Source organism: Pseudonocardia sp. CA-107938 (assembly GCF_050936315.1).
Taxonomy (GTDB): Bacteria; Actinomycetota; Actinomycetes; order Mycobacteriales; family Pseudonocardiaceae; genus Pseudonocardia.
In genome coordinates this window covers 4,761,118-4,778,892 of the sequence record NZ_JBNJNA010000001.1, presented here as the reverse complement: position 1 = coordinate 4,778,892, position 17,775 = coordinate 4,761,118, and the positions used below count along the sequence as shown (strand labels likewise).

At 70.5% G+C, this 17,775-nt stretch carries 18 protein-coding genes; 11 read left to right on the top strand and 7 right to left on the bottom strand.

Annotated elements, in window-relative coordinates; genetic code table 11:
• Positions 1–53: 53 nt before the first annotated feature.
• Positions 54–1,070: a hypothetical protein gene (locus ACQEVB_RS23685; protein ID WP_432974957.1), complete on the top strand. Its 1,017-nt coding sequence runs from the start codon at positions 54–56 to the stop codon at positions 1,068–1,070.
• Between the two features lie 36 nt (positions 1,071–1,106).
• On the opposite strand, the gene ACQEVB_RS23680 is transcribed toward ACQEVB_RS23685, so the two are convergent.
• Both ACQEVB_RS23680 and ACQEVB_RS23675 read right to left on the bottom strand, forming a co-directional pair.
• Complete coding sequence (locus ACQEVB_RS23680) at positions 1,107–1,658, bottom strand: TetR/AcrR family transcriptional regulator (RefSeq protein ID WP_432974955.1); 552 nt, start codon at positions 1,656–1,658, stop codon at positions 1,107–1,109.
• Positions 1,659–1,774: 116 nt separating this feature from the next.
• On the bottom strand, positions 1,775–2,593 hold the full coding sequence (locus ACQEVB_RS23675; protein WP_432974953.1) for an NAD(P)-dependent oxidoreductase: 819 nt from the start codon (positions 2,591–2,593) through the stop codon (positions 1,775–1,777).
• 171 nt (positions 2,594–2,764) lie between these two features.
• Between ACQEVB_RS23675 and ACQEVB_RS23670 the strand changes: the two genes are divergently transcribed.
• The 10 genes from ACQEVB_RS23670 to ACQEVB_RS23625 all read left to right on the top strand — a co-directional run bounded on the left by ACQEVB_RS23670 (position 2,765) and on the right by ACQEVB_RS23625 (position 12,552).
• Entirely contained in the window at positions 2,765–4,021 is a 1,257-nt protein-coding gene (locus ACQEVB_RS23670) for a cytochrome P450 (RefSeq protein ID WP_432974951.1), read from the top strand.
• A 14-nt stretch (positions 4,022–4,035) separates the two neighbouring features.
• Positions 4,036–4,836: an SDR family NAD(P)-dependent oxidoreductase gene (locus ACQEVB_RS23665; protein ID WP_432974949.1), complete on the top strand. Its 801-nt coding sequence runs from the start codon at positions 4,036–4,038 to the stop codon at positions 4,834–4,836.
• A gap of 35 nt (positions 4,837–4,871) precedes the next feature.
• Positions 4,872–5,834, top strand: a complete 963-nt coding sequence (locus ACQEVB_RS23660) for an SDR family NAD(P)-dependent oxidoreductase (protein WP_432974947.1) — start codon at positions 4,872–4,874, stop codon at positions 5,832–5,834.
• Positions 5,831–6,280, top strand: a complete 450-nt coding sequence (locus tag ACQEVB_RS23655; RefSeq protein WP_432974945.1) for a nuclear transport factor 2 family protein — start codon at positions 5,831–5,833, stop codon at positions 6,278–6,280. The genes ACQEVB_RS23660 and ACQEVB_RS23655 overlap by 4 nt, the downstream gene beginning before the upstream one ends.
• Before the next feature lie 317 nt (positions 6,281–6,597).
• Complete coding sequence (locus ACQEVB_RS23650; RefSeq protein WP_432980523.1) at positions 6,598–7,503, top strand: PDR/VanB family oxidoreductase; 906 nt, start codon at positions 6,598–6,600, stop codon at positions 7,501–7,503.
• Positions 7,458–8,912, top strand: a complete 1,455-nt coding sequence (locus ACQEVB_RS23645) for an MFS transporter (RefSeq protein WP_432974943.1) — start codon at positions 7,458–7,460, stop codon at positions 8,910–8,912. Before ACQEVB_RS23650 ends, ACQEVB_RS23645 begins: the two co-directional genes overlap by 46 nt.
• A 79-nt stretch (positions 8,913–8,991) precedes the next feature.
• Complete coding sequence (locus ACQEVB_RS23640; RefSeq protein ID WP_432974941.1) at positions 8,992–9,480, top strand: SRPBCC family protein; 489 nt, start codon at positions 8,992–8,994, stop codon at positions 9,478–9,480.
• A gap of 170 nt (positions 9,481–9,650) precedes the next feature.
• Positions 9,651–10,622 (top strand): phytanoyl-CoA dioxygenase family protein, encoded by a 972-nt coding sequence (locus ACQEVB_RS23635; protein ID WP_432974939.1) that lies wholly within the window; start codon positions 9,651–9,653, stop codon positions 10,620–10,622.
• A 26-nt stretch (positions 10,623–10,648) separates the two neighbouring features.
• Positions 10,649–12,082 carry an FAD-dependent oxidoreductase gene (locus ACQEVB_RS23630; protein ID WP_432974937.1) on the top strand — a complete coding sequence of 478 codons (1,434 nt, stop codon included), beginning with the start codon at positions 10,649–10,651 and terminating at the stop codon, positions 12,080–12,082.
• A gap of 23 nt (positions 12,083–12,105) precedes the next feature.
• Positions 12,106–12,552, top strand: a complete 447-nt coding sequence (locus ACQEVB_RS23625; protein ID WP_432974935.1) for a nuclear transport factor 2 family protein — start codon at positions 12,106–12,108, stop codon at positions 12,550–12,552.
• 173 nt (positions 12,553–12,725) lie between these two features.
• On the opposite strand, the gene ACQEVB_RS23620 is transcribed toward ACQEVB_RS23625, so the two are convergent.
• From ACQEVB_RS23620 to ACQEVB_RS23600, 5 genes are all read right to left on the bottom strand, one after another.
• Positions 12,726–14,195 carry an aldehyde dehydrogenase family protein gene (locus tag ACQEVB_RS23620; protein WP_432974933.1) on the bottom strand — a complete coding sequence of 490 codons (1,470 nt, stop codon included), beginning with the start codon at positions 14,193–14,195 and terminating at the stop codon, positions 12,726–12,728.
• A gap of 8 nt (positions 14,196–14,203) precedes the next feature.
• Entirely contained in the window at positions 14,204–15,037 is an 834-nt protein-coding gene (locus ACQEVB_RS23615; RefSeq protein ID WP_432974931.1) for a mycofactocin-coupled SDR family oxidoreductase, read from the bottom strand.
• Positions 15,038–15,040: 3 nt separating this feature from the next.
• Positions 15,041–16,816 (bottom strand): ABC transporter substrate-binding protein, encoded by a 1,776-nt coding sequence (locus ACQEVB_RS23610; RefSeq protein ID WP_432974929.1) that lies wholly within the window; start codon positions 16,814–16,816, stop codon positions 15,041–15,043.
• Between the two features lie 61 nt (positions 16,817–16,877).
• Entirely contained in the window at positions 16,878–17,165 is a 288-nt protein-coding gene (locus ACQEVB_RS23605; RefSeq protein ID WP_432974927.1) for a hypothetical protein, read from the bottom strand.
• Positions 17,166–17,216: 51 nt separating this feature from the next.
• Entirely contained in the window at positions 17,217–17,726 is a 510-nt protein-coding gene (locus ACQEVB_RS23600; RefSeq protein WP_432974925.1) for a flavin reductase family protein, read from the bottom strand.
• Positions 17,727–17,775: the final 49 nt, after the last annotated feature.

The following is a 17,775-nucleotide window of genomic DNA, read 5'->3' as shown; positions in this document are numbered from 1 at the left end:
CGGCTGCTGTAGAAGTCCTCGTCGGGCCGGGCGCCGACACCGAGGGTGACGTCGTGACCTCCCCCGCCCGAACCGCGACCGGTTGGACCGACCCCTGGGCAGAGCGGCCCGGCGACGAGGACGCCCGCCTGGGCCTGGCGCACCACGGGCTCGCAGTCGCCTCCACCGGTGAGGTGCTCTCGGCCCATCCGGGCCGCCCCGAGCTCCTCGTGCACGACGGGTCCGGCGCCCTGCTGCGCAGCGTGCCCCTCCCGGTCACCGAGCTGCACGACATGACCGTCGTCGAGGGCCCCGACGGCGACCACGTCTGGGTGGCCGACATGGGGCTCAAGGTGCACCGGCGGCCGGACGGCACCTACCCCATCCCGACGGATGCCGGTGAGGGCAAGGCCGTGCTCGTGACCCTTGCCGGCGAGGTCGTCCGGGAGCTCCCCACGCCCCCCGGACCCCGGACCGCGACCTACCGCCCCACCTCCATCGTCGTGGACGAGGTGTCGGCGGGCGGCACCGGTGAGATCTGGGTCGCCGACGGCTACGGGGCCAGCACCGTCCACGTGTACGGCCCCGAGGGCGATCACCGCTCGACGCTCGACGACGTGCCGGGCGCCGGCCGCTTCGACTGCCCGCACGCGATGCTCCTCGACCGTCGCACCGCGGAGCCGCAGATCTACGTCGCGGACCGCAAGAACCGGCGCCTGGTCGTGCTCGACCTCGCGGGCAAGGTCAAGCGCATCGTGGGCGCCGAGCACCTGAACAGCCCCAGCGGTCTCACGGTCGCGGGCCGGCTGCTGGTGGTCGCCGAGCACCGGGCAGCCCGGCTCGCCGTCTTCGACGAGGACGACCAGCTCGTCGGGTTCATCGGCGAGGACCCCACCGCGATCACGCGCGCGGGCTGGCCGAACGCGGTCGACGCCGACGGCCTGCCGGTCGCGCCCGACTTCGCTTCGGGCCGGTTCAACAGCCCGCACGGGCTCACCGCGGGGCCCGACGGGACGGTCTACGTGGCCGAGTACGTGATCGGAGGCCGTGTCGTGCGCCTCGCGTCGGACCTGTTCGCCCGCCCCTGCTGACCGACCGTCCCTGTCGATCACGTCGGGGCCGATCGGTCAGGCGCGCACCGCGTCCAGGATCAGGTCCAGCAGGCGTTCGGCCTGCTCCCCGGCCGGTACGCGCCACACGCAGCTCATCACCATCAGCACGTCATCCGGGTCGAGGCCCGGCCGGAGGCTCCCGTCCGCCTCCCCCGCCCGCAGGATCCGTGCGATCGCGGAGATCACCGGGCCGTGGCTCTCGGTCGTCATGGCGTCGTGTCCGGCGGCCGTGACCGCGTCCGCCAGCCCGCGCTTGATGCGGAGCAGCTCGGCCAGGTGGGCGAACCACGCCCGCAACGCCACCGAAGCGGTCGCGGAGGACTCCACGAGCTCCGGCGTCCAGTCGACCACCCGCTGGATCTCAGCCCGGTACACGGCGAGGACGAGGGCCTCCCGGGTGGGGAAGTGGCGGTAGAGCGTTCCCTGCCCGACCCCGGCCTTCTTCGCGATCGAGTTCAGGGAGGCGTCGCCGTCCACCGCGAGCACCTCGCGGGCCACCTCGAGGATGCGCGCGCGGTTGCGCTGCGCGTCCGTGCGCTCCGGGCGGGGTGACTCGGCGACGGGCATTCCGATCCACCTTCCGGGAGCGGCCGACCGCTGCAGGGGGATGCACCGCCGTCGTCGGCCGGGTGACACTCGTCCGGTCGAACACTACCGGCTCGGGCCCGGCCGCCCGTGTTCGCTCAGAAGGAGCGGGTGAGCCAGCTCTCCCGGAAGTGCTCCAGCATCGCGGCGGTGACCGGCAGTTGCCCCGCGGTGGGTGCGTGGGGATCCAGCACGGCACGGAGGTCCTTCTCGAGGTTGTCGACGTTGTGCTCGAGGATCGTCGCCGCGATGTCGGGCATCCGCACGGACAGCCAGCTGGACCCGCTGCACTCGTCGATCCAGCGGATGGCCTTGCCCGGGTCGATGCCGCTCGCCTCGGCGATCTTCTCCACCTCGCAGATGGAGATCGCGTTGAAGGCCAGGCCGATGGCGTTGACCAGCTTGAGCACCTGGCCGAGCCCGGGGCGGTCACCGATCACGTGGATGTTGCGGCCGATGTTCTCCAGCGCGATCCGCGACGACGTGATGGCGGCCGGGCTCCCGCCGAGGAAGAACGTCAGTGTGCCGGCCTGGATCGCGGGGTAGGAGCCGGTGTGCGGCGCGTCGAGCACCTCCGCGCCCCTGGCCTCGATCACGGTCGCGAGCTCCTGGACCGGGATCTGGCCGAAGGTGCCGGTGATGACCACGGTGCGCCCGTCGACGTGCTCGGCGAGGCCGTCCCCGTCGTGCAGCACCGCGTACACCTGCTCCAGGTACTGCACGTTCACCAGGATCGGGCCGTCGCTACGACGGGCCACGTCGCCGGCGCTCTCGGCACGCACCGCGCCGAGTCCCACAGCCTCGTCGACGCGCGCTGGATCCACGTCATGGCCGACCACGGCCACACCGCGCTGCAGCAGACGAGCAGCCATCGCACCACCGATCTCGCCCAACCCGATCATCCCGACGGTCACCATTCGGGCTCCTCCTGCGCAGCTCTGTGGACCTGAGCAGAGGATGCGAGAGATCCGAGCAGGCCCGCCACGACCGGAGTCACAGCGGGCTGGAACCTGTGTCCTCCACGGACCCGCTGCACGCGGCAACCATGACGGTCGGCAGACATCGTCGTCCGGGAGGCGCTCCACACCATGAAGACGGTTTCCACGACCGGTTGTCCCCGACATGCGCTCGCCGACGAGTACAACCCGTTCCGCTCACCGCAGCTGGAGGAGCCGGGCCCGGTGTGGGCCCGCGCCCGGTCCGAGGCACCGGTCTTCTACAGCAACGTCCTGAGCGCCTGGGTGGTCTCCCGGTACGCGGACGTGGTCGAGGTGCTCCGTCGGCACGACGTCTTCGCCCCCGGGGTCCAGCGGAAGATGTTCGCGGTGGACAGCCCGGAGGCCGACGCGCTGCTGGCCCAGCTGCCGCCGCTGGAGACCATCAAGATCCACAACAGCGAGCCGCCGCAGCACACCAAGCTGCGCCGCTACCTGCAGCCGGCGCTGATGCCCCGACGCGTGCAGCCGCTCGGGCCGGAGTTCCACCGCATCGCGAACGAGCTCGTCGACGCCTTCGAGGCGAAGGGTCACGTCGAGTTCTACGAGGAGTACGCGTTCCTGTTCCCGATGAACGTGATCGGGAAGCTCCTCGATCTGCCGGAGGACGACTTCGAGCAGATCAAGGAATGGACCGACCTGCAGGTGCAGCTCCGCTACGGCACGCCGTCGGCGGAGGAGCAGGTCGCGCTCGCCCAGAGCCAGCTCGACTCGTTCGAGTACACGCGCACGCTGGTGCGGGACCGCCGGGCCAGGCCCGGTCAGGACCTGCTGTCGTGGATGATCCAGGACAGCGACGCCGGCGACGACCCGCTGACGGACGACCAGCTCGCCGCCCAGGTCACCACGATGATCACCGCGGGGCACGAGACCACTGCGCATTTCCTCACGATGCTGATGCACCGGATCCTGACCGAGCGCCACCTGTGGGACGCGCTCGTCGCCGATCCGAAGGAGTGCGCGGCGCTGGTCGAGGAAGGCCTGCGCATCACCGGTCCCGTGCAGTCCCTCTGGCGCCGCACCAAGGTCGACACACAGGTCGGCGGCGTGGACATCCCGCACGATGCGCGCATCGCCGTTCTCGTCGGTTCGGCCAATCTCGACGACGACGTCTTCGCCGACGCCGCCGCGTTCGAGCCGTACCGCGCCGACGTCGGGAGCCACGTGGCCTTCGGCAAGGGCATCCACAACTGCCCGGGTGCCGGCGTCGCCCGCCTGGAGGTGCGCGCGACGCTGGAGGTGCTGGCGACCCGTCTGCCCACCCTCCGGCTGGCCGACGATCCCGGCTACCTGTTCAAGCCCGGTGCCACCCAGCGGATGGCCGAGAGCCTGAACCTCGTGTGGGTCTGACGGGGCCGGACGACATGACGAGCATCGATTCCGATCTCACCGGCCACGTCGCGATCGTCTCCGGCCGAGAGCCGGAGCGGGTCGGCCGCATCGCCGACCAGTTGCGGCAGCGCGGCGCCACCGTGGAGGTGGTCGCCGCCGCCACCCGCGCCGAGGCCGAGGCCGCCGTCTCCCGCTGCGTGGCGCAGCACAGCCGCCTCGACATCGTGGTGAACGCCGGCTGGCCGCGGCCTGGCCCCGGGCTGCTCGCCACCACCGACGACGAGTTGCTGGCGGCGTGGCGCGATGTCGTGGCGACCGCGTTCCACCTGGCACAGGCCGCGATCCCGCAGATGGTGTCGCGGGGGTACGGGCGCATCGTCGAGATCGCCGACGCCGCCGGCCTGCTCTACGCCCACGACGGCGAGCTGGCCGCGCACGACATGACCATGGGCGCGCTGACCGCGATGATGCGCACGATCGCCGCCGAGGCCAAGGCGGACGGGGTGGCCACGAACGCCGTCCTCGCCGTCCCGGTGGACGGCGCGGCGGTCGCGCCGGTCGAGGACAGCACGGTCGTCGCCGCCGCGACCTGGCTGGCGGGCCCGCGCTGCGACGTCTCCGGTCGCTTCTTCGCCGCGGGCGGTGCGCGCCTCGCCGAGGTCTTCACCTGGGCCGGACACGGGTACCAGAGCCCGGATCCGAGCACCCTGTCGATCGAGGAGGTGCGGGACAACTGGGCGGCCGCCCTGTCCCCCGCAGACGGCATCGCCCCGGTCGACCAGGTCGAGTACAACGGTTTCCGCACCTCGGTGTACCGGGCGACGGTGACCTGACCGATGCGTTCGCCCGCACCACTGAGGGAGCACCCGTGACCGATCACCAACGCTTCGACGGACGCGTCGCCGCCGTCTCCGGTGCCGGCCGAGGGCTCGGCCGGGAGTTCGCGCTCCTGCTGGCCGCGCGAGGGGCCGCCGTCGTCGTCAACGACATCGGTGTCTCCGCCGATGTCGACCGCTACGACACCGACGGCGGCGTGCCGCCGGAGGTGTCCGCCGACGCCGGCCGGCGCGACGTTGCCCAGGAGGTCGTCGACGCGATCGTGGCCACGGGCGGGCGGGCGGTCGCCAACACCGCCGACATCTCCGATCCCGCGCAGGCCCGCACCATCGTCGACGACGCCGTGACGGCGTTCGGCCGGATCGACATCGTCGTCAACAACGCCGGCGTCGTGATCACCCACCCGCTCGCCGAGCTCTCGACGGCGGACCTGCAGCTCACCCACGCCGTGCACGTCCTCGGCGCGCTGAACATCCTGCGCACCGCGCTCCCGCACATGCAGCGGCAGGGCTACGGCCGGGTGGTCAACATCGCCTCCGTGGAGGGCGGGGTGATCGGCAGCCCCGGCTTCGAGGCCTACGCCGCCGCCAAGGGCGCATTGATCGGCCTGACCCGCCACCTCGGCGGCTCGGCCGACATCCGCGTCAACGCCGTGCTCCCCGGCGGGCGCACGCGCGCGGCGATGCGCTCCGGCCGCAAGCGCAACGACGGGGTCGAGCGCAGCGCCGCCGCCGTGGCCCCGCCCGTCGCGTGGTTGTGCCACGAGGCCTGCGAGGTGACCGGCCGGCTGTTCGCGGTGTCGGCAGCGAGCGTTCGCCAGATCACGACGAGGGTGGCTGCGGGATACTGCGACCCGTCCGGGGCGCCGCTGAGCGTCGAGGACATCGCCGCCCACTGGGGCGAGATCACCGAGCGTACGGAGCCCTGGACCCCCGAGGGTCTCGAGGACTTCCTCGACCGATGGAACACGGTGGACACGGTGGCGGCCCGGTGAGCTCCACCAGCCCGCCGTCGGTCGTGGACGCGAACAAGGCGATCGTCCGCGAGCTGTTCGAGGCCTGGTCACAGAGCCGGTTCGACCGGGTCCGCGAGCTGGTCGACCCGGACGGCGAGTGGTGGAACCTGGCCAGCCGAAGGTCCCGCTCCTGCCGCGCGCAGATCGACCGGTTCGCGGCGCTGAACAGCGAGACCACGACCGGGGGCATCGAGTTCCGGGTCGGCACGCTGACGGCAGAGGAGGACAGGGTCGCCGTCGTGGTGGAGAGCCATGCGGAGTTCGCCGTGCAGGGCGACTACGACAACATCTACCACTTCCTCTTCCAGCTCGACGGCGGCCGGGTCGTCCGGGCGTGGAACTACTACGACACGGACCTGGCCAACCGGGTGCTGCGGGGCCAGGGCGTCGAGACCCCGCCCCTGCCCAGCCACGCGAACGACTGACCGTCGTGAGAGCGGCGAGTCCCCGGTGTGCGCTCGGTGTTCGGCGACGTACCGGTCCGAGGTGGACCGCGGTCGCCTTCGGCGGTGAGTTCGGTCGCCGACGCGATGCGCGTCGCCACCTACTGTGCCCCTATGGCGCCACGCAGTGATGCGCCGATCACGTGCTCTGGAGGTCGCCCGGTGAGGACCGAGACCGCCCGCCCGCCGGCTCTGCGGGAAGCCCGGGTGAGGATGCCGTGAGCGGGCTGGCGGACAACCCCTGGGCAAGCCTGGTCGGCTCTGTCACCACGACACCCGAGCGCTGGCACACCGCGACGGTGGACCGGCGCACGTACGTGGCCGACGGTGTCGTCGCGCTGGAACTCGTGGCCGAGGACCTGTCGTCGTGGGAGCCCGGCGCCCACATCGACGTACGGCTGGACGGGGAGCTGATCCGCCAGTACTCGCTGTGCGGGGACCCGGCCCAGGACGGCCGCTGGCGCATCGGCGTGCTGCGCGAGTGCGCCGGCCGTGGCGGCTCGCAGCGGATCCACGACAGCGTGGTCGAGGGCAGCACCGTCGAGGTCCGCGGCCCCCGCAACCACTTCCCGCTGGTCGACGCGCAGGCGTACCTGTTCATCGGCGGAGGCATCGGCATCACCCCGCTCCTGCCGATGATCGGCCAGGTGCAGAACTGGGGTGTCCCGTGGCGTCTGGACTACGGCGGTCGCAGTCGAAGCACCATGAGCTTCGTCGAGGAGCTCGCGCGCTACGGCGACCGGGTGCGCCTGCATCCCCAGGACGAGGTGGGTCTGCTCGACATCCCGGCCCTGATCGAGGATCTCGAACCGGGCACCGCGGTGTACTGCTGTGGGCCGGAGCCGCTGATCGAGGCCGTCGAGGCGGCGTGCGGTGCCGCCGGTGTCGATCTGCACGTGGAGCGGTTCGCCCCACTCGAGTTCGACACGTCGAAGGACACGGCGGTCGAGGTGGAGTTCGCGCAGTCGGACGTGACCATCGAGGTCCCCCCAGGGATGTCGATCATCGATGCGGCCGCGGAGCAGGGAATCCTGATCACCTGGTCCTGCGGCGAGGGCACCTGTGGGAGCTGTGAGACCCGCGTCATCTCCGGCACGCCGCTGCACCGCGACGCGGTCCTGAGTCCCGACGAGAAGGCGGCCAACGACGTGATGATGCCGTGCGTCTCCCGGTCCCGCGGGGGCCGTCTGGTGCTGGACCTCTGAGCGAGTCGGGGAGCGACGGGTTCTCCTGGCGCTTCACCACACCGCTGTACCTCGCCGCAGCGCTGAACCCCGCGAACACCTCCTTGCTGGTCACGGCTCTGGTCCCCATCGCGGCCTCCGTCGACGTCCCGGTGGGCGACACATTCGGTCTGGTCATGGCTCTCTACCTGACGAGCTCGATCGCCCAACCCACCGCCGGCACGCTCGCGGAGCGGTTCGGTCCCCGCCGGATCGTGCTCGTCGGATCCGGCCTCGCGATCGCGGGCGGGCTGCTCGGCGGGCTGGCGAGCGACCTGGCGCTGCTGGTCGGGGCGAGGGTGCTCATCGGGCTGGGGACCTCGGCCGCCTTCCCGAGCGCCATGCTCCTCATCAGGAGGCGCGCCACCGTCCTCGGGCTGACCCAGGCCCCGGGCGCGGTGCTGAGCGGCCTCGCTGTCTTCGGCCAGGCCACGATGCTGCTCGGCCTGCCGCTGGGCGGCCTGCTCATCAGCGCGGCCGGCTGGCGAGCAGCGTTCCTGGTCAACGTTCCACTCGCCGTGCTGGTCGTGGTGCTCGCCCTCTGGTGGCTGCCCTCCGATCCGCCGACCGAGGAGCCCGGTCATCCCCTCGCTGCCCGGCCGGGGCTGATGTCGCAGCTCGACGTCGCCGGGATCGTCGCGTTCGGTGCGATGGTCCTCAGCTTGTTGATCCTGCTGACCGGCCTCCCGCCGGTGAACTGGTCTGCCGCGGCCTTGGCCGGCGGCGCCGCCGCATGCCTCGCGCTCCGGGAGCGCCGCGCGGCGTACCCGTTCATCGACCTGCGGCTGCTGGCCACCAACCTGCCGCTGCTGCGCGGCTACGGTCGCGCGGTGCTGTGCCTGTTCGCGGGCAACTGCGTGATGTACGCCGTCGCCCAGTGGCTCCAGGGCGCCCGCGGCCTGGATCCCGCGCACGTGGGCCTGGCGGTGCTGCCGCTGTCCATCGCCACCATCCTGGTCGTCCGACCGCTGGGCAGGTCCGGCCGCACGCGGACGGCGCTCGTCATCGCCTGCGCCGGCCTCTTCGGCGGAGCGCTCCTGCTGGCCGTGCTCACCCCGCGGGCACCGCTCGTCCTCGTCATGGCGCTCATGGCCGTGTTCGGCGCGGCGGTCGGCGCCGCGTCGATCGGCAACCAGACCACGACCTACCACCACGCCCCTCCGGGACGGACCGGCACTGCCTTCGGCCTCTACCGCACCGCGACCTACATCGGCTCGGTCGCGGCGTCGACCTTCACCGGCCTCGTCGTCGCCGTCGATCCCGGGGTGGGCGGACTGAACACCATCGGCTGGCTGCTCGCCGCCATGACCGCCGCTCTCGTGCTGCTGACCGTGGCGGATCTCCGTAAGGCGGGCAGGACGATCCGTGATCCGGGTCACCGGGAGCCGTGATGCGCGTTCTACGCCGCCGGTCGCTCGGCTGGTCGGATGGGCATCGCCCGCCCGGGCACCTTCGACAGGGAGACCCGCTGTGACCTCCGTGAATCCCGACTTCTACCGGGCAGCGTCCGTGCTCGTCGACGCCACAACGGAGACGTTGTACGACATGGTGTCCGACGTCTCGAGGATGGGTGAGTGGAGCCCGGTGTGCACCGGGTGCACGTGGGACCCGGGTGCCGGGCCCACGGTCGGCAGCCGGTTCACCGGACGCAACGCGACACCGGCGAACAGCTGGCAGACCCGCTGCCGGGTGATCGCGGCCGACCGAGGCCGGCGCTTCGCGTTCACGGTCGAGGGCATCGGCGTGGACTGGACCTACACGTTCGTCCCCGAGGCCGGGGCCACCCGCCTCACCGAGTCCTGGCACCTGCTGCCCGAGGGTGTCGAGAACTACCGGAATCGGTTCGGCGACGAGGCGGACACGCAGATCACGATCCGCCGCGACCTCGCCGTCAACGGCCTGCAGCACACACTCCAGGCACTCAAGCAGGCGGCAGAGCAGGTCACGTCGCGGCACTGAGGGAGGGGGCATCGAGCCGGGTCCGGCGGTGAGCGGGCTCACCGGTTCGCGTGACATGGGTCGTACCCCCTGCCGCGACGGCTGATGACACTGGAGGACGCATCGGAGGGGCGCCGCGTCGCCCACTCCCGGATCGCATTCACGGTGACGTGAACCTTGTGGAGGAACACATGAGCACGGTGGCCCCGCCGAAGGCCGATCTCGACTTCTTCGACAGGAACGGCTACCTGGTCGTCAACGACGTGTTCGACCAGGAGACCGAGATCAAGCCGCTCGTGGCCGAGTACATGGAGCTCATCGATCGGCTCGTCGCAGGCTGGGTCGCGGACGGCACGCTCTCCTCCGACTACGCGGACCTCGCGTTCCCGGAGCGCCTCGCCCGGGTGCTCTCGGAGACCGGAGCGAAGGGCTACATGCCGCTCGACATCTCGCTGCCGAGCAAGAGCGTCGACCCGAGCATCACGATGCATTACGGGCCGGCGCTGTTCAACCTGCTCAACAGCCCGCGCCTGCTCGACGTCGTCGAGCAGTTCATCGGACCGGAGATCCAGTCGAACCCGATCCAGCGAACCCGGATCAAGCCCCCGGAGCGCCTGCTGTCCGACACGTTCGACCACACCAACGTCAAGCGCTCGGCGTGGCACCAGGACCAGGGCGTGGCCATGCCCGTGGTTGACGAGTCGAACATGCTCACCGTCTGGGTCGCCGTCACCGACGCCACCGTCGAGAACGGCTGCCTCTGCGTGATCCCCGGTAGTCACAAGGGCGGCATGGTCAAGCACTGCATCGGTGACCACGGCGGCACCCACATCCCGCCGAGCGCGCGCAACTACGACGACGGCCTGCCCCTGCCGGTCCGCAGTGGCGGCATCGTCCTGTTCCACCGGCGCACCATCCACGGCTCGCTCGCCAACGTGAGCGACGGCATCCGGTGGAGCTTCGACCTGCGCTTCCAGCCCATCGGCGAGCCGACCGGCCGGGACTGGTGCCCGGTGTACAACGCCCGCAGCAAGGCGCACCCCGAGAGCGTCGTGACGGACTGGCGCGAGGTCGCGACCATGTGGAAGGAGACGCGCGAGCGTCTCATCGCCGAGCAGGTCGTCCACGAGTCCAACCGCTGGGGCGGCGTCAGCTGCGCCTGAGCGGCCCCGAGGAAGGAGAACTCCGCATGGAGATGTCCGACCAGTGGGACGTCGTGGTCATCGGGGCGGGTGGTGCGGGCCTGTCCGCGGCCATCCACGCCGCGTACGGCGGAGCGCGCGTCATCGTCTTCGAGTCGGAGCGGCGGATCGGCGGCTCCACGGCCCTCTCGGGCGGCGTCTTCTACGCGGCCGGGACCAGCGTCCAGGCCGCGCTCGGGCTGGAGGACTCGCCAGAGCGCTTCTACCAGCACTACATGGACCTCAACCAGTGGTCGCTGCAGCCCGGGCTCATCCGCCGGTACTGCACGGAGTCCGCGGCCACCTTCGAGTGGCTGCTGACCCTGGGCCACGAGGTGCCACCGCATCTGTCGACCAACTCGCACCAGCCGGGTATCCGCCGGGTCGAGACGGAGAGCCCGAGGCGGGGGCACATCCCCGCCGGGGAGGGGTACGGACTGGCCCGGATGCTCGACGCGGAACGCAAGCGCCTGGGCGTGGAGGTCGTCCTCAACACCCGGATCGAGCGCATCCTCGTCGCCGACGGCCGCGTCACCGGCGTGCTCGCCGACGGCATCGAGGTAACCGCGGACAGCGTGGTCGTCGCCAGCGGCGGCATGGCCCGCAATCCGGAGCTGCTCGAACGCTTCTTCCCCGCCGCGCTGCGGCCGGGCGACGAGCTGTTCGTCGTCGCCGCCGACGGCAGCCGCGGCGATCACATCGCGTTCGCCGAGCAGACGAACAGCTCGATCGTGGGCACCGGGTGGGGCGTGTTGATCATCGGTGCCTACTTCCAGCAGTACCACCACTGGGAGGCGGGGTTCCCGCCGGTCGCCCGCGTGCTCGTCGACCCGGACGGCCGGCGCTTCATGGACGAGGACGCCCCGTACACCGCGGCGTGGACGTTGTTCGAACGCATCGGCGGCAGCGCCTGGATGATCTTCGACGAGGCCGGGCGGCGTGCGCTCCAGCCTGGGTATCCGGCGTGGTCCCCCGATCGGATCCTGGCCGAGGTCGAGGCCGGGCGGACGTTCGCAGCCGACGACCTGGCCGGGTTGGCCGCCCAGCTCGATCTCCCGGCCCAGGCCCTCGAGGCCACGGTGAAGCGGTGGAACGACACGGTGCCGACCGGCACCGACCCGGACTTCCTGCGACACGAGAGCCTCGAAGACCACGGCTACGGAACGCCCGATCCCATCGCCGAGCCCCCGTTCTACGCGGTGCGCACCCTGCCCAACCAGCTCGTCCTGACCCATCCCGGCATCGAGATCGACGAGTGGGCCCGTGCAGTGGACCGGTACGGGCGGGTCATCCCCGGGCTGTACGCGGCCGGTGAGGCCGGCGGCGGGGTGCTGGGACCCCACTACGTGGGTGCCACCAGCATCGGCAACGCTCTCACCATGGGCCGCCAGGCCGGCCGGCACGCCGCCGCGACGGTGGCCCGCTCGGCGAGGACCTCGTGAGCCATGACAGTCGCGTCGATCCGATGAGCGCGACCGATCGCACCGCCGAGACCGCGAAGCAGATCGTGCGCGACTTCTTCGCCGCGATCTCGGAGTCCGACTACGAGCGCGCGGAGGCCATGCTCGATCCGGACGGCGAGTGGTGGACGCTGCAGACGCGATCCGTGCGGTCGCTGCCGGAGCAGCTCCGCCGGATCCGGTCGATGGCCGAGGACTCCCGCATCGGGGTCCGGTTCACGGTCAAGTCGCTGCTCGCGGAGGGACACCAGGTCGCAGCCGAGCTCGAGAGCCACGCCGAGCTCCCGAGCTTCGACTACAACAACTGGTACTTCGTGCGGATCGACGTCGACCAGGACCGTCGGATGATCACCGGGTTGCGGATGTACATCGACACGGCCTACACGAACCGGGTCCTCGCGGAATGGGTCGCCCCGATCAACCGAGCGGACGCGAGGAGCACCGGCAGCTGATCGGACTCGTCGAACGGCGAACCGGATGCCCCTCATCTCCGTGGACAATGACCGGCCGAATGAGCCAGGCAGGCGGCCGCCGCGGGACCGGCGGCGAAGTCGGGGGATTGATCCGGTGATCCGCGTCCTCGGGCCGCCCGGCTGGGAAAGCCGAGGGACGAGGCCCGCCCCGGTCACGGCGCGATGTCGGCCCACACGGCCTTGGTGACGGTGTGCCCATCGATCGCCTCCGGGCCCAAGCTGCTGCCCCATCCGCTGATCTTGTGGCCGCCGAAGGGCACGCCCGGGTCGAGGTGCAGGTAGGTGTTCACCCACACCGTACCCGTCCGCAGGCCCTGGGCCACGCGCATGGTCCGGCCGATGTCCCGACTCCACACACCGCCGCCAAGGCCGTACTCGGAGTCGTTCGCCCGCGCGAGCACCTCGTCCTCGTCATCGAACACCAGCACGGACGCGACCGGCCCGAAGATCTCCTCGCGGGCGATGGACATGTCGTCGGTGACGTCCGCGAAGACGGTCGGAGGCAGGAAGTACCCGCGGTCACCGACCCGCTCGCCCCCGGACACCAGCCGTGCGCCTTCCTTCTGCCCGCTGGCGACGTACCCGCGCACACGGTCGAACTGGTTTTGCGATACCAGTGGCCCGATCATCGTCTCCGGATCGAGGCTGTTGCCCACCCGCATGCCTCGGCCTGCCTCGGCCAACCGGGCACACACCTCGTCGTACACCGCGCGTTGGACGAAGATGCGGGTACCCGCGCAGCAGATCTGACCCGAGTTCGAGAACACGCCGGTAGCGGCGCCCGGTACGGCCTTGTCGAGGTCGGCGTCGTCGAAGATGATGTCCGGCGACTTGCCGCCCATCTCCAGCGAGAGCCGCTTCAGGTTGCCGGACGCCGCCCGGACGATCTGCCTGCCGGTCTCCGTGGAGCCGGTGAAGGCGATCTTGTCGATGCCCGGGTGCGCCGCCATTGCGGCGCCGACCGTCTCCCCCTTGCCCGTGACGACGTTGACGACTCCGTCGGGCAAGCCGGCCTCCTGGACCAGTTCGCCAATGCGCAGGGACGACAGCGATGCCTCTTCGGCGGGCTTCAGGACGACCGTGCACCCGGTCGCCAGCGCCGGCGCCAGCTTCCAGAGCACGGCGCCCCAGGGCCCGTTCCAGGGGATGATGGCGCCGACGACGCCGACGGGTTCACGGTAGGTCATCGACAGCAGACGCCCGGGCCGCGAGTTGGGCAGCGTCTGGCCAGCGATCTTGGTGGTCCAGCCTGCGAAGTACCGTAGGACGTCCGCGGCGCCGCTCGGGTCGGCCGGCCCGAGCCGCAGCGGCTTGCCCATCTCCAGCGCGTCCAGGGTGCGTAGCTCGAGCAGGTTCTCCTCGATCAGATCCGCCAGCGTGAGCATCATCCGGGTCCGCTCGGCGGGGTTCACCCGGGCCCAGGCGCCGCCGAAGGCGCGGCGGGCGGCGGCCACCGCCCGGTCGACGTCAGCGGCCGTCCCGGCAGCGATCTTGGCGATCGGCTCCCCGGTGGACGGGTTGATGCACGTGAGCGCGGCGCCGTCGGATGCGTCGCGCCAATCACCGTCGATCAGCAGCTGCTGCCCTGCGGGGGTGACGCCGGCCAGCAGGTCGTCGATCAACGCACCGCTCATCGGAGGAAGGCTCCGGCGTCGATGCGCACGGCGTTGCCGGTGAAGTACCGCGACTCCGCCGAGCACAGCCACAGGACCGTGTTCGCGACGTCGATCGGCTCAACCCGGTTCACGGGAATCGCGTTGACCAGCACCAGCCGGTCCTCGGGGTTGGCGATATCCGAGTGCTCGTCCATCATGCTGTTGTTGATCATCGGCGTGTCCACGCCGGTGGGATGGACGACGTTGACCCGGATGTGGTGGTAGGCGAGGAAGCTCGCATAGTTCTGGGCGAGGTTGACCAGTGCGGACTTGGCCGCGGCGTACCCGAGCAGACCGAGCGTGTGCGATCCCTCGGTACGCATCATCGGCTTCGTCGCCGCCATCGATCCGGTTATCACGATCGAGCCACCCTCGCCTCGGTCACGCAGGATCGGGTAGGTGAGCTCGACGGTGTTGAGGACGCCGGTGAGCATGACGTCCAGACACACTTGCCAGGCCTCCCGGTGCTGGGCGAACCGCCCCCAGGTGGGCATCACACCGGCGTTCGCGAGGACGAAGTCCAGCCGACCGAGCCGATCGACGCCCTCGTCGAGGACAGCGCGCATGCTCGCGGGCTCCCGCACATCAGCTTTCCCCACGACGATCCGGCGGCCGAGGGCCTCGACCAGCTGCACCGTCTCGAGGAGGTCGTCCTCGGTGGCCAGAGGGTAGTCGACGTAGGGGAGGTCGGCGCACACGTCGATGCCGATGATGTCCGCGCCCTCCTCGGCCAGACGCACAGCGTGGGCGCGACCCTGGCCGCGTGCGATTCCGGTGATGAAGGCGACCTTTCCGGCCACGCGATTCATCTATCACACAGCCTTGGCGACGGTCAGCGAGCTCGCCTTCACGGCGCCGTAGTGCGACCAGAACGTCCTGTTGACGTCGACCTTGGCAGTGTGCGCGTAACCCACCTGGGTCCGACAGAACGGGATGTAGAAGGCGTTCTGCTGCGCGACCTGCTCGGCCTGCTGGTAGAGCTGCGTGCGCTGCTCGTTCGCCGGGTTCTGGCCCGCCTGCTGGATGAGGCTGGCGTACTGCTTGCCCTCCGGGCTGGCCGAGTCGACCCACCCGGGCGGCGAGAGGACGCCGATGTTGTAGCCCAGCGACATGTCGATGCCACCGCCGTTGGTCAGGTTCACGGTGATCATCTGGGCGTTGCCGCCGGTCACCTGGGCGACCTGGAAGGTACGGGAGGGCTGACTGTTGATGTTCAGGGTGATGCCGATGGCGGCCAGCGCGGGCTGCATGGCCTGGGCGGCGACGATGTCCTGGGATGCCGTCGACGAGGTGACGGTGACGGGCGGAAGTCCCTTGCCGTCCGGGAAGCCCGCCTCGGCGAGGAGCTGCTTGGCCAGGCCGACGTCGAAGGCGGGCGCCTTGGCGTCCTTGTTGAAGCCGAGCTGCTCGGCGGTCGGGAGCTGCGCGGGCGGGTTCGGCTCGCAGAGCATCGCGTCCGAGAGCACCTTCGGGGTGATCGAGTTCCAGTCGACCGCGTGCTGGATCGCCTGCCGGACCTTCATGTTGTTGAACGGGGCCCGGTCGAAGGCGAAGGAGACCCCGAAGATGTAGAGGCTGGGGGCCAGCGTGTTCTCGAAGTCCTTGTTCGTCTGCTGGAGTGCGCCGGGCCCGGTGAGCCCGGGGGTACCGGTGGACTGCACACCCTGGTACTGGCCGCTCTTCAAGCCGTTGAGCCGGGCGTTTCCGTCGTTGGTGTACAGGAAGGTGAACTTGGTCGGCGCGTGCTGGATGCTCGCCGCGTCCCAGTAGTCCTTCCGCTTCGTCAGCTCGAAGTTCGTGGTGGGCTTGAAGCTCGTCACCTCGTACGGACCGGTCCCGATGCCCTTGGCTCCGCTCAGGATCGCCTGCTGGTTGTTGATGAGCTTCGGGTTGATCTGGAAACCCGCCGGAGATGCGAGCAACGAGGGCAGTGCCGGGAACGGCTGCTTCACCGTGACGACGGCGGAGTGGGGCCCGCTCGCGCTCACGTCCGTGATCGGCGCGAGCGCGTTCTTCTGGGTGGAGGTCTCCCCGGAGCGGGCGCGGTTCAGGCTGGCGACCACGGCCGACGAGTCGAACGGGGTGCCGTCGGAGAAGGTGACGTCCTGGCGCAGGTTCAGAGTGAGCTTCAGGTTGTCCGGCGACCAGGACCAGTCGGTCGCCAGGCCGGGCTTGAGGCTGAGGTCGAACTGCGGGGTGATCAGCGGGTCGTAGATGTCGATGATGCCGCCGATGAGGCCACCGGCCTTGTAGGGATCCAGGTCGAGACCCACGAGCGGTCCGGCGAAGGTGACGGTCGCGTCGTCGTCGTAGGCGACCGGGCCGGAGGACCCTCCCGAGGACTGGCTGTTCCCGATTCCGCCGCACGCGCTCAGCGTCAGGACGGCCGAGAGCAGACCCGCCAGAACTGCCGCCGACCGATTCCGGTCGCGTCTCTGTGGAAAAGACATCGGTGTCCTTTCAGAGGTTGAGTGAACGACGAACCTGAGCAGGTGCTGTTCCGAACCTGTGCCGAACGAGCGGGAGTCTCGGGCCCCCGTCGCGGAAGTGCGACGACGGCCATCACACCTGGTCGTGACGTGAGTCACGCAGTTCCAGACCGGGTGGCTGGACTATCGCGCGTCCCTTTGCTCGTGACCCACCGGCATCTCACGGTCGCTCGACGTGAGCCACGACGACGGCGCCGCCATCCTTGATCCAACCGTTGGACTCGGCGTAGGCGAGCATCTCCCGCCAGCCGGCCAGGTGGGGAGACGCTGCGGTGAACAGTGCGCTCGTGCTCAGATGGGCATGGCCGTCGGCGGCGAGCTGGCCGAGCCCGGCCCGCCGGAGGGCGGCATCGGTTTCCGCGAGCGACACCCTCGTCGAGACCTCCAGGCGGGTCAGGTCGTCGCCGTCCTTGACGACGGCATGGGACCCGGTCACTTCGACGACCATCGTTGCTCCCCCGATCTCGCGGTTGTCGATCGCACCTCTCTCGCGGACCGCTCAAGCCGAGCGACTCAGGGCGACCAGGCGCCGGAACCTGCTCCCGTGGAAGATCAGCGGCGCTACGCCCGGGGTCGTCTCCATCCCGCGGATCTGCAGCAGGACGATCGAATGGTCTCCGGCGGGCACCTCGGAGTGGAGGTAGCACTCGAGCCAGGCCGTCGCACCGTGGACGATGACCGCGCCGCTCTCGGTCGCCTCCCAGTCCACGTCCGTGAACCGGTCGCCGGTCTTGCGGGACAGGCTCACGCACGCGCTGTCGTGGGCCTCGGCCAGCACGCTGATCCCCAGCCGCGGCCGAGTTCGCAGGCGCGGCCACGTCGCGGACGCGGTCTGCGCGCAGAACGACACCAGCGGCGGAGCCAAGGAGACCGAAGTGAACGAGCTGGCCGCCATTCCCACGGGGGATCCGTCGATCATCGCGCACACGGCGACGACGCCGGACGGAAAGCAGGCGAAGGCTTCGCGCAGGCCCCGGGGATCCGCGTCGACCGGACTCAACTCGAACATGGCGCCTCCTCTCGACGCCTGCAGCCAATCAGCCTCCCCGGGTTCGTGC

Bases quoted from the DNA above. Each gene is read 5' to 3' on its own strand.
- ACQEVB_RS23630 (WP_432974937.1), top strand. From the start codon at position 10,649: ATGGAGATGTCCGACCAGTGGGACGTCGTGGTCATCGGGGCGGGTGGT.
- ACQEVB_RS23635 (WP_432974939.1), top strand. From the start codon at position 9,651: ATGAGCACGGTGGCCCCGCCGAAGGCCGATCTCGACTTCTTCGACAGG.
- ACQEVB_RS23600 (WP_432974925.1), bottom strand. From the start codon at position 17,726: ATGTTCGAGTTGAGTCCGGTCGACGCGGATCCCCGGGGCCTGCGCGAA.
- ACQEVB_RS23665 (WP_432974949.1), top strand. From the start codon at position 4,036: ATGACGAGCATCGATTCCGATCTCACCGGCCACGTCGCGATCGTCTCC.
- ACQEVB_RS23615 (WP_432974931.1), bottom strand. From the start codon at position 15,037: ATGAATCGCGTGGCCGGAAAGGTCGCCTTCATCACCGGAATCGCACGC.
- ACQEVB_RS23605 (WP_432974927.1), bottom strand. From the start codon at position 17,165: ATGGTCGTCGAAGTGACCGGGTCCCATGCCGTCGTCAAGGACGGCGAC.
- ACQEVB_RS23675 (WP_432974953.1), bottom strand. From the start codon at position 2,593: ATGGTGACCGTCGGGATGATCGGGTTGGGCGAGATCGGTGGTGCGATG.
- ACQEVB_RS23670 (WP_432974951.1), top strand. From the start codon at position 2,765: ATGAAGACGGTTTCCACGACCGGTTGTCCCCGACATGCGCTCGCCGAC.
- ACQEVB_RS23680 (WP_432974955.1), bottom strand. From the start codon at position 1,658: ATGCCCGTCGCCGAGTCACCCCGCCCGGAGCGCACGGACGCGCAGCGC.
- ACQEVB_RS23625 (WP_432974935.1), top strand. From the start codon at position 12,106: ATGAGCGCGACCGATCGCACCGCCGAGACCGCGAAGCAGATCGTGCGC.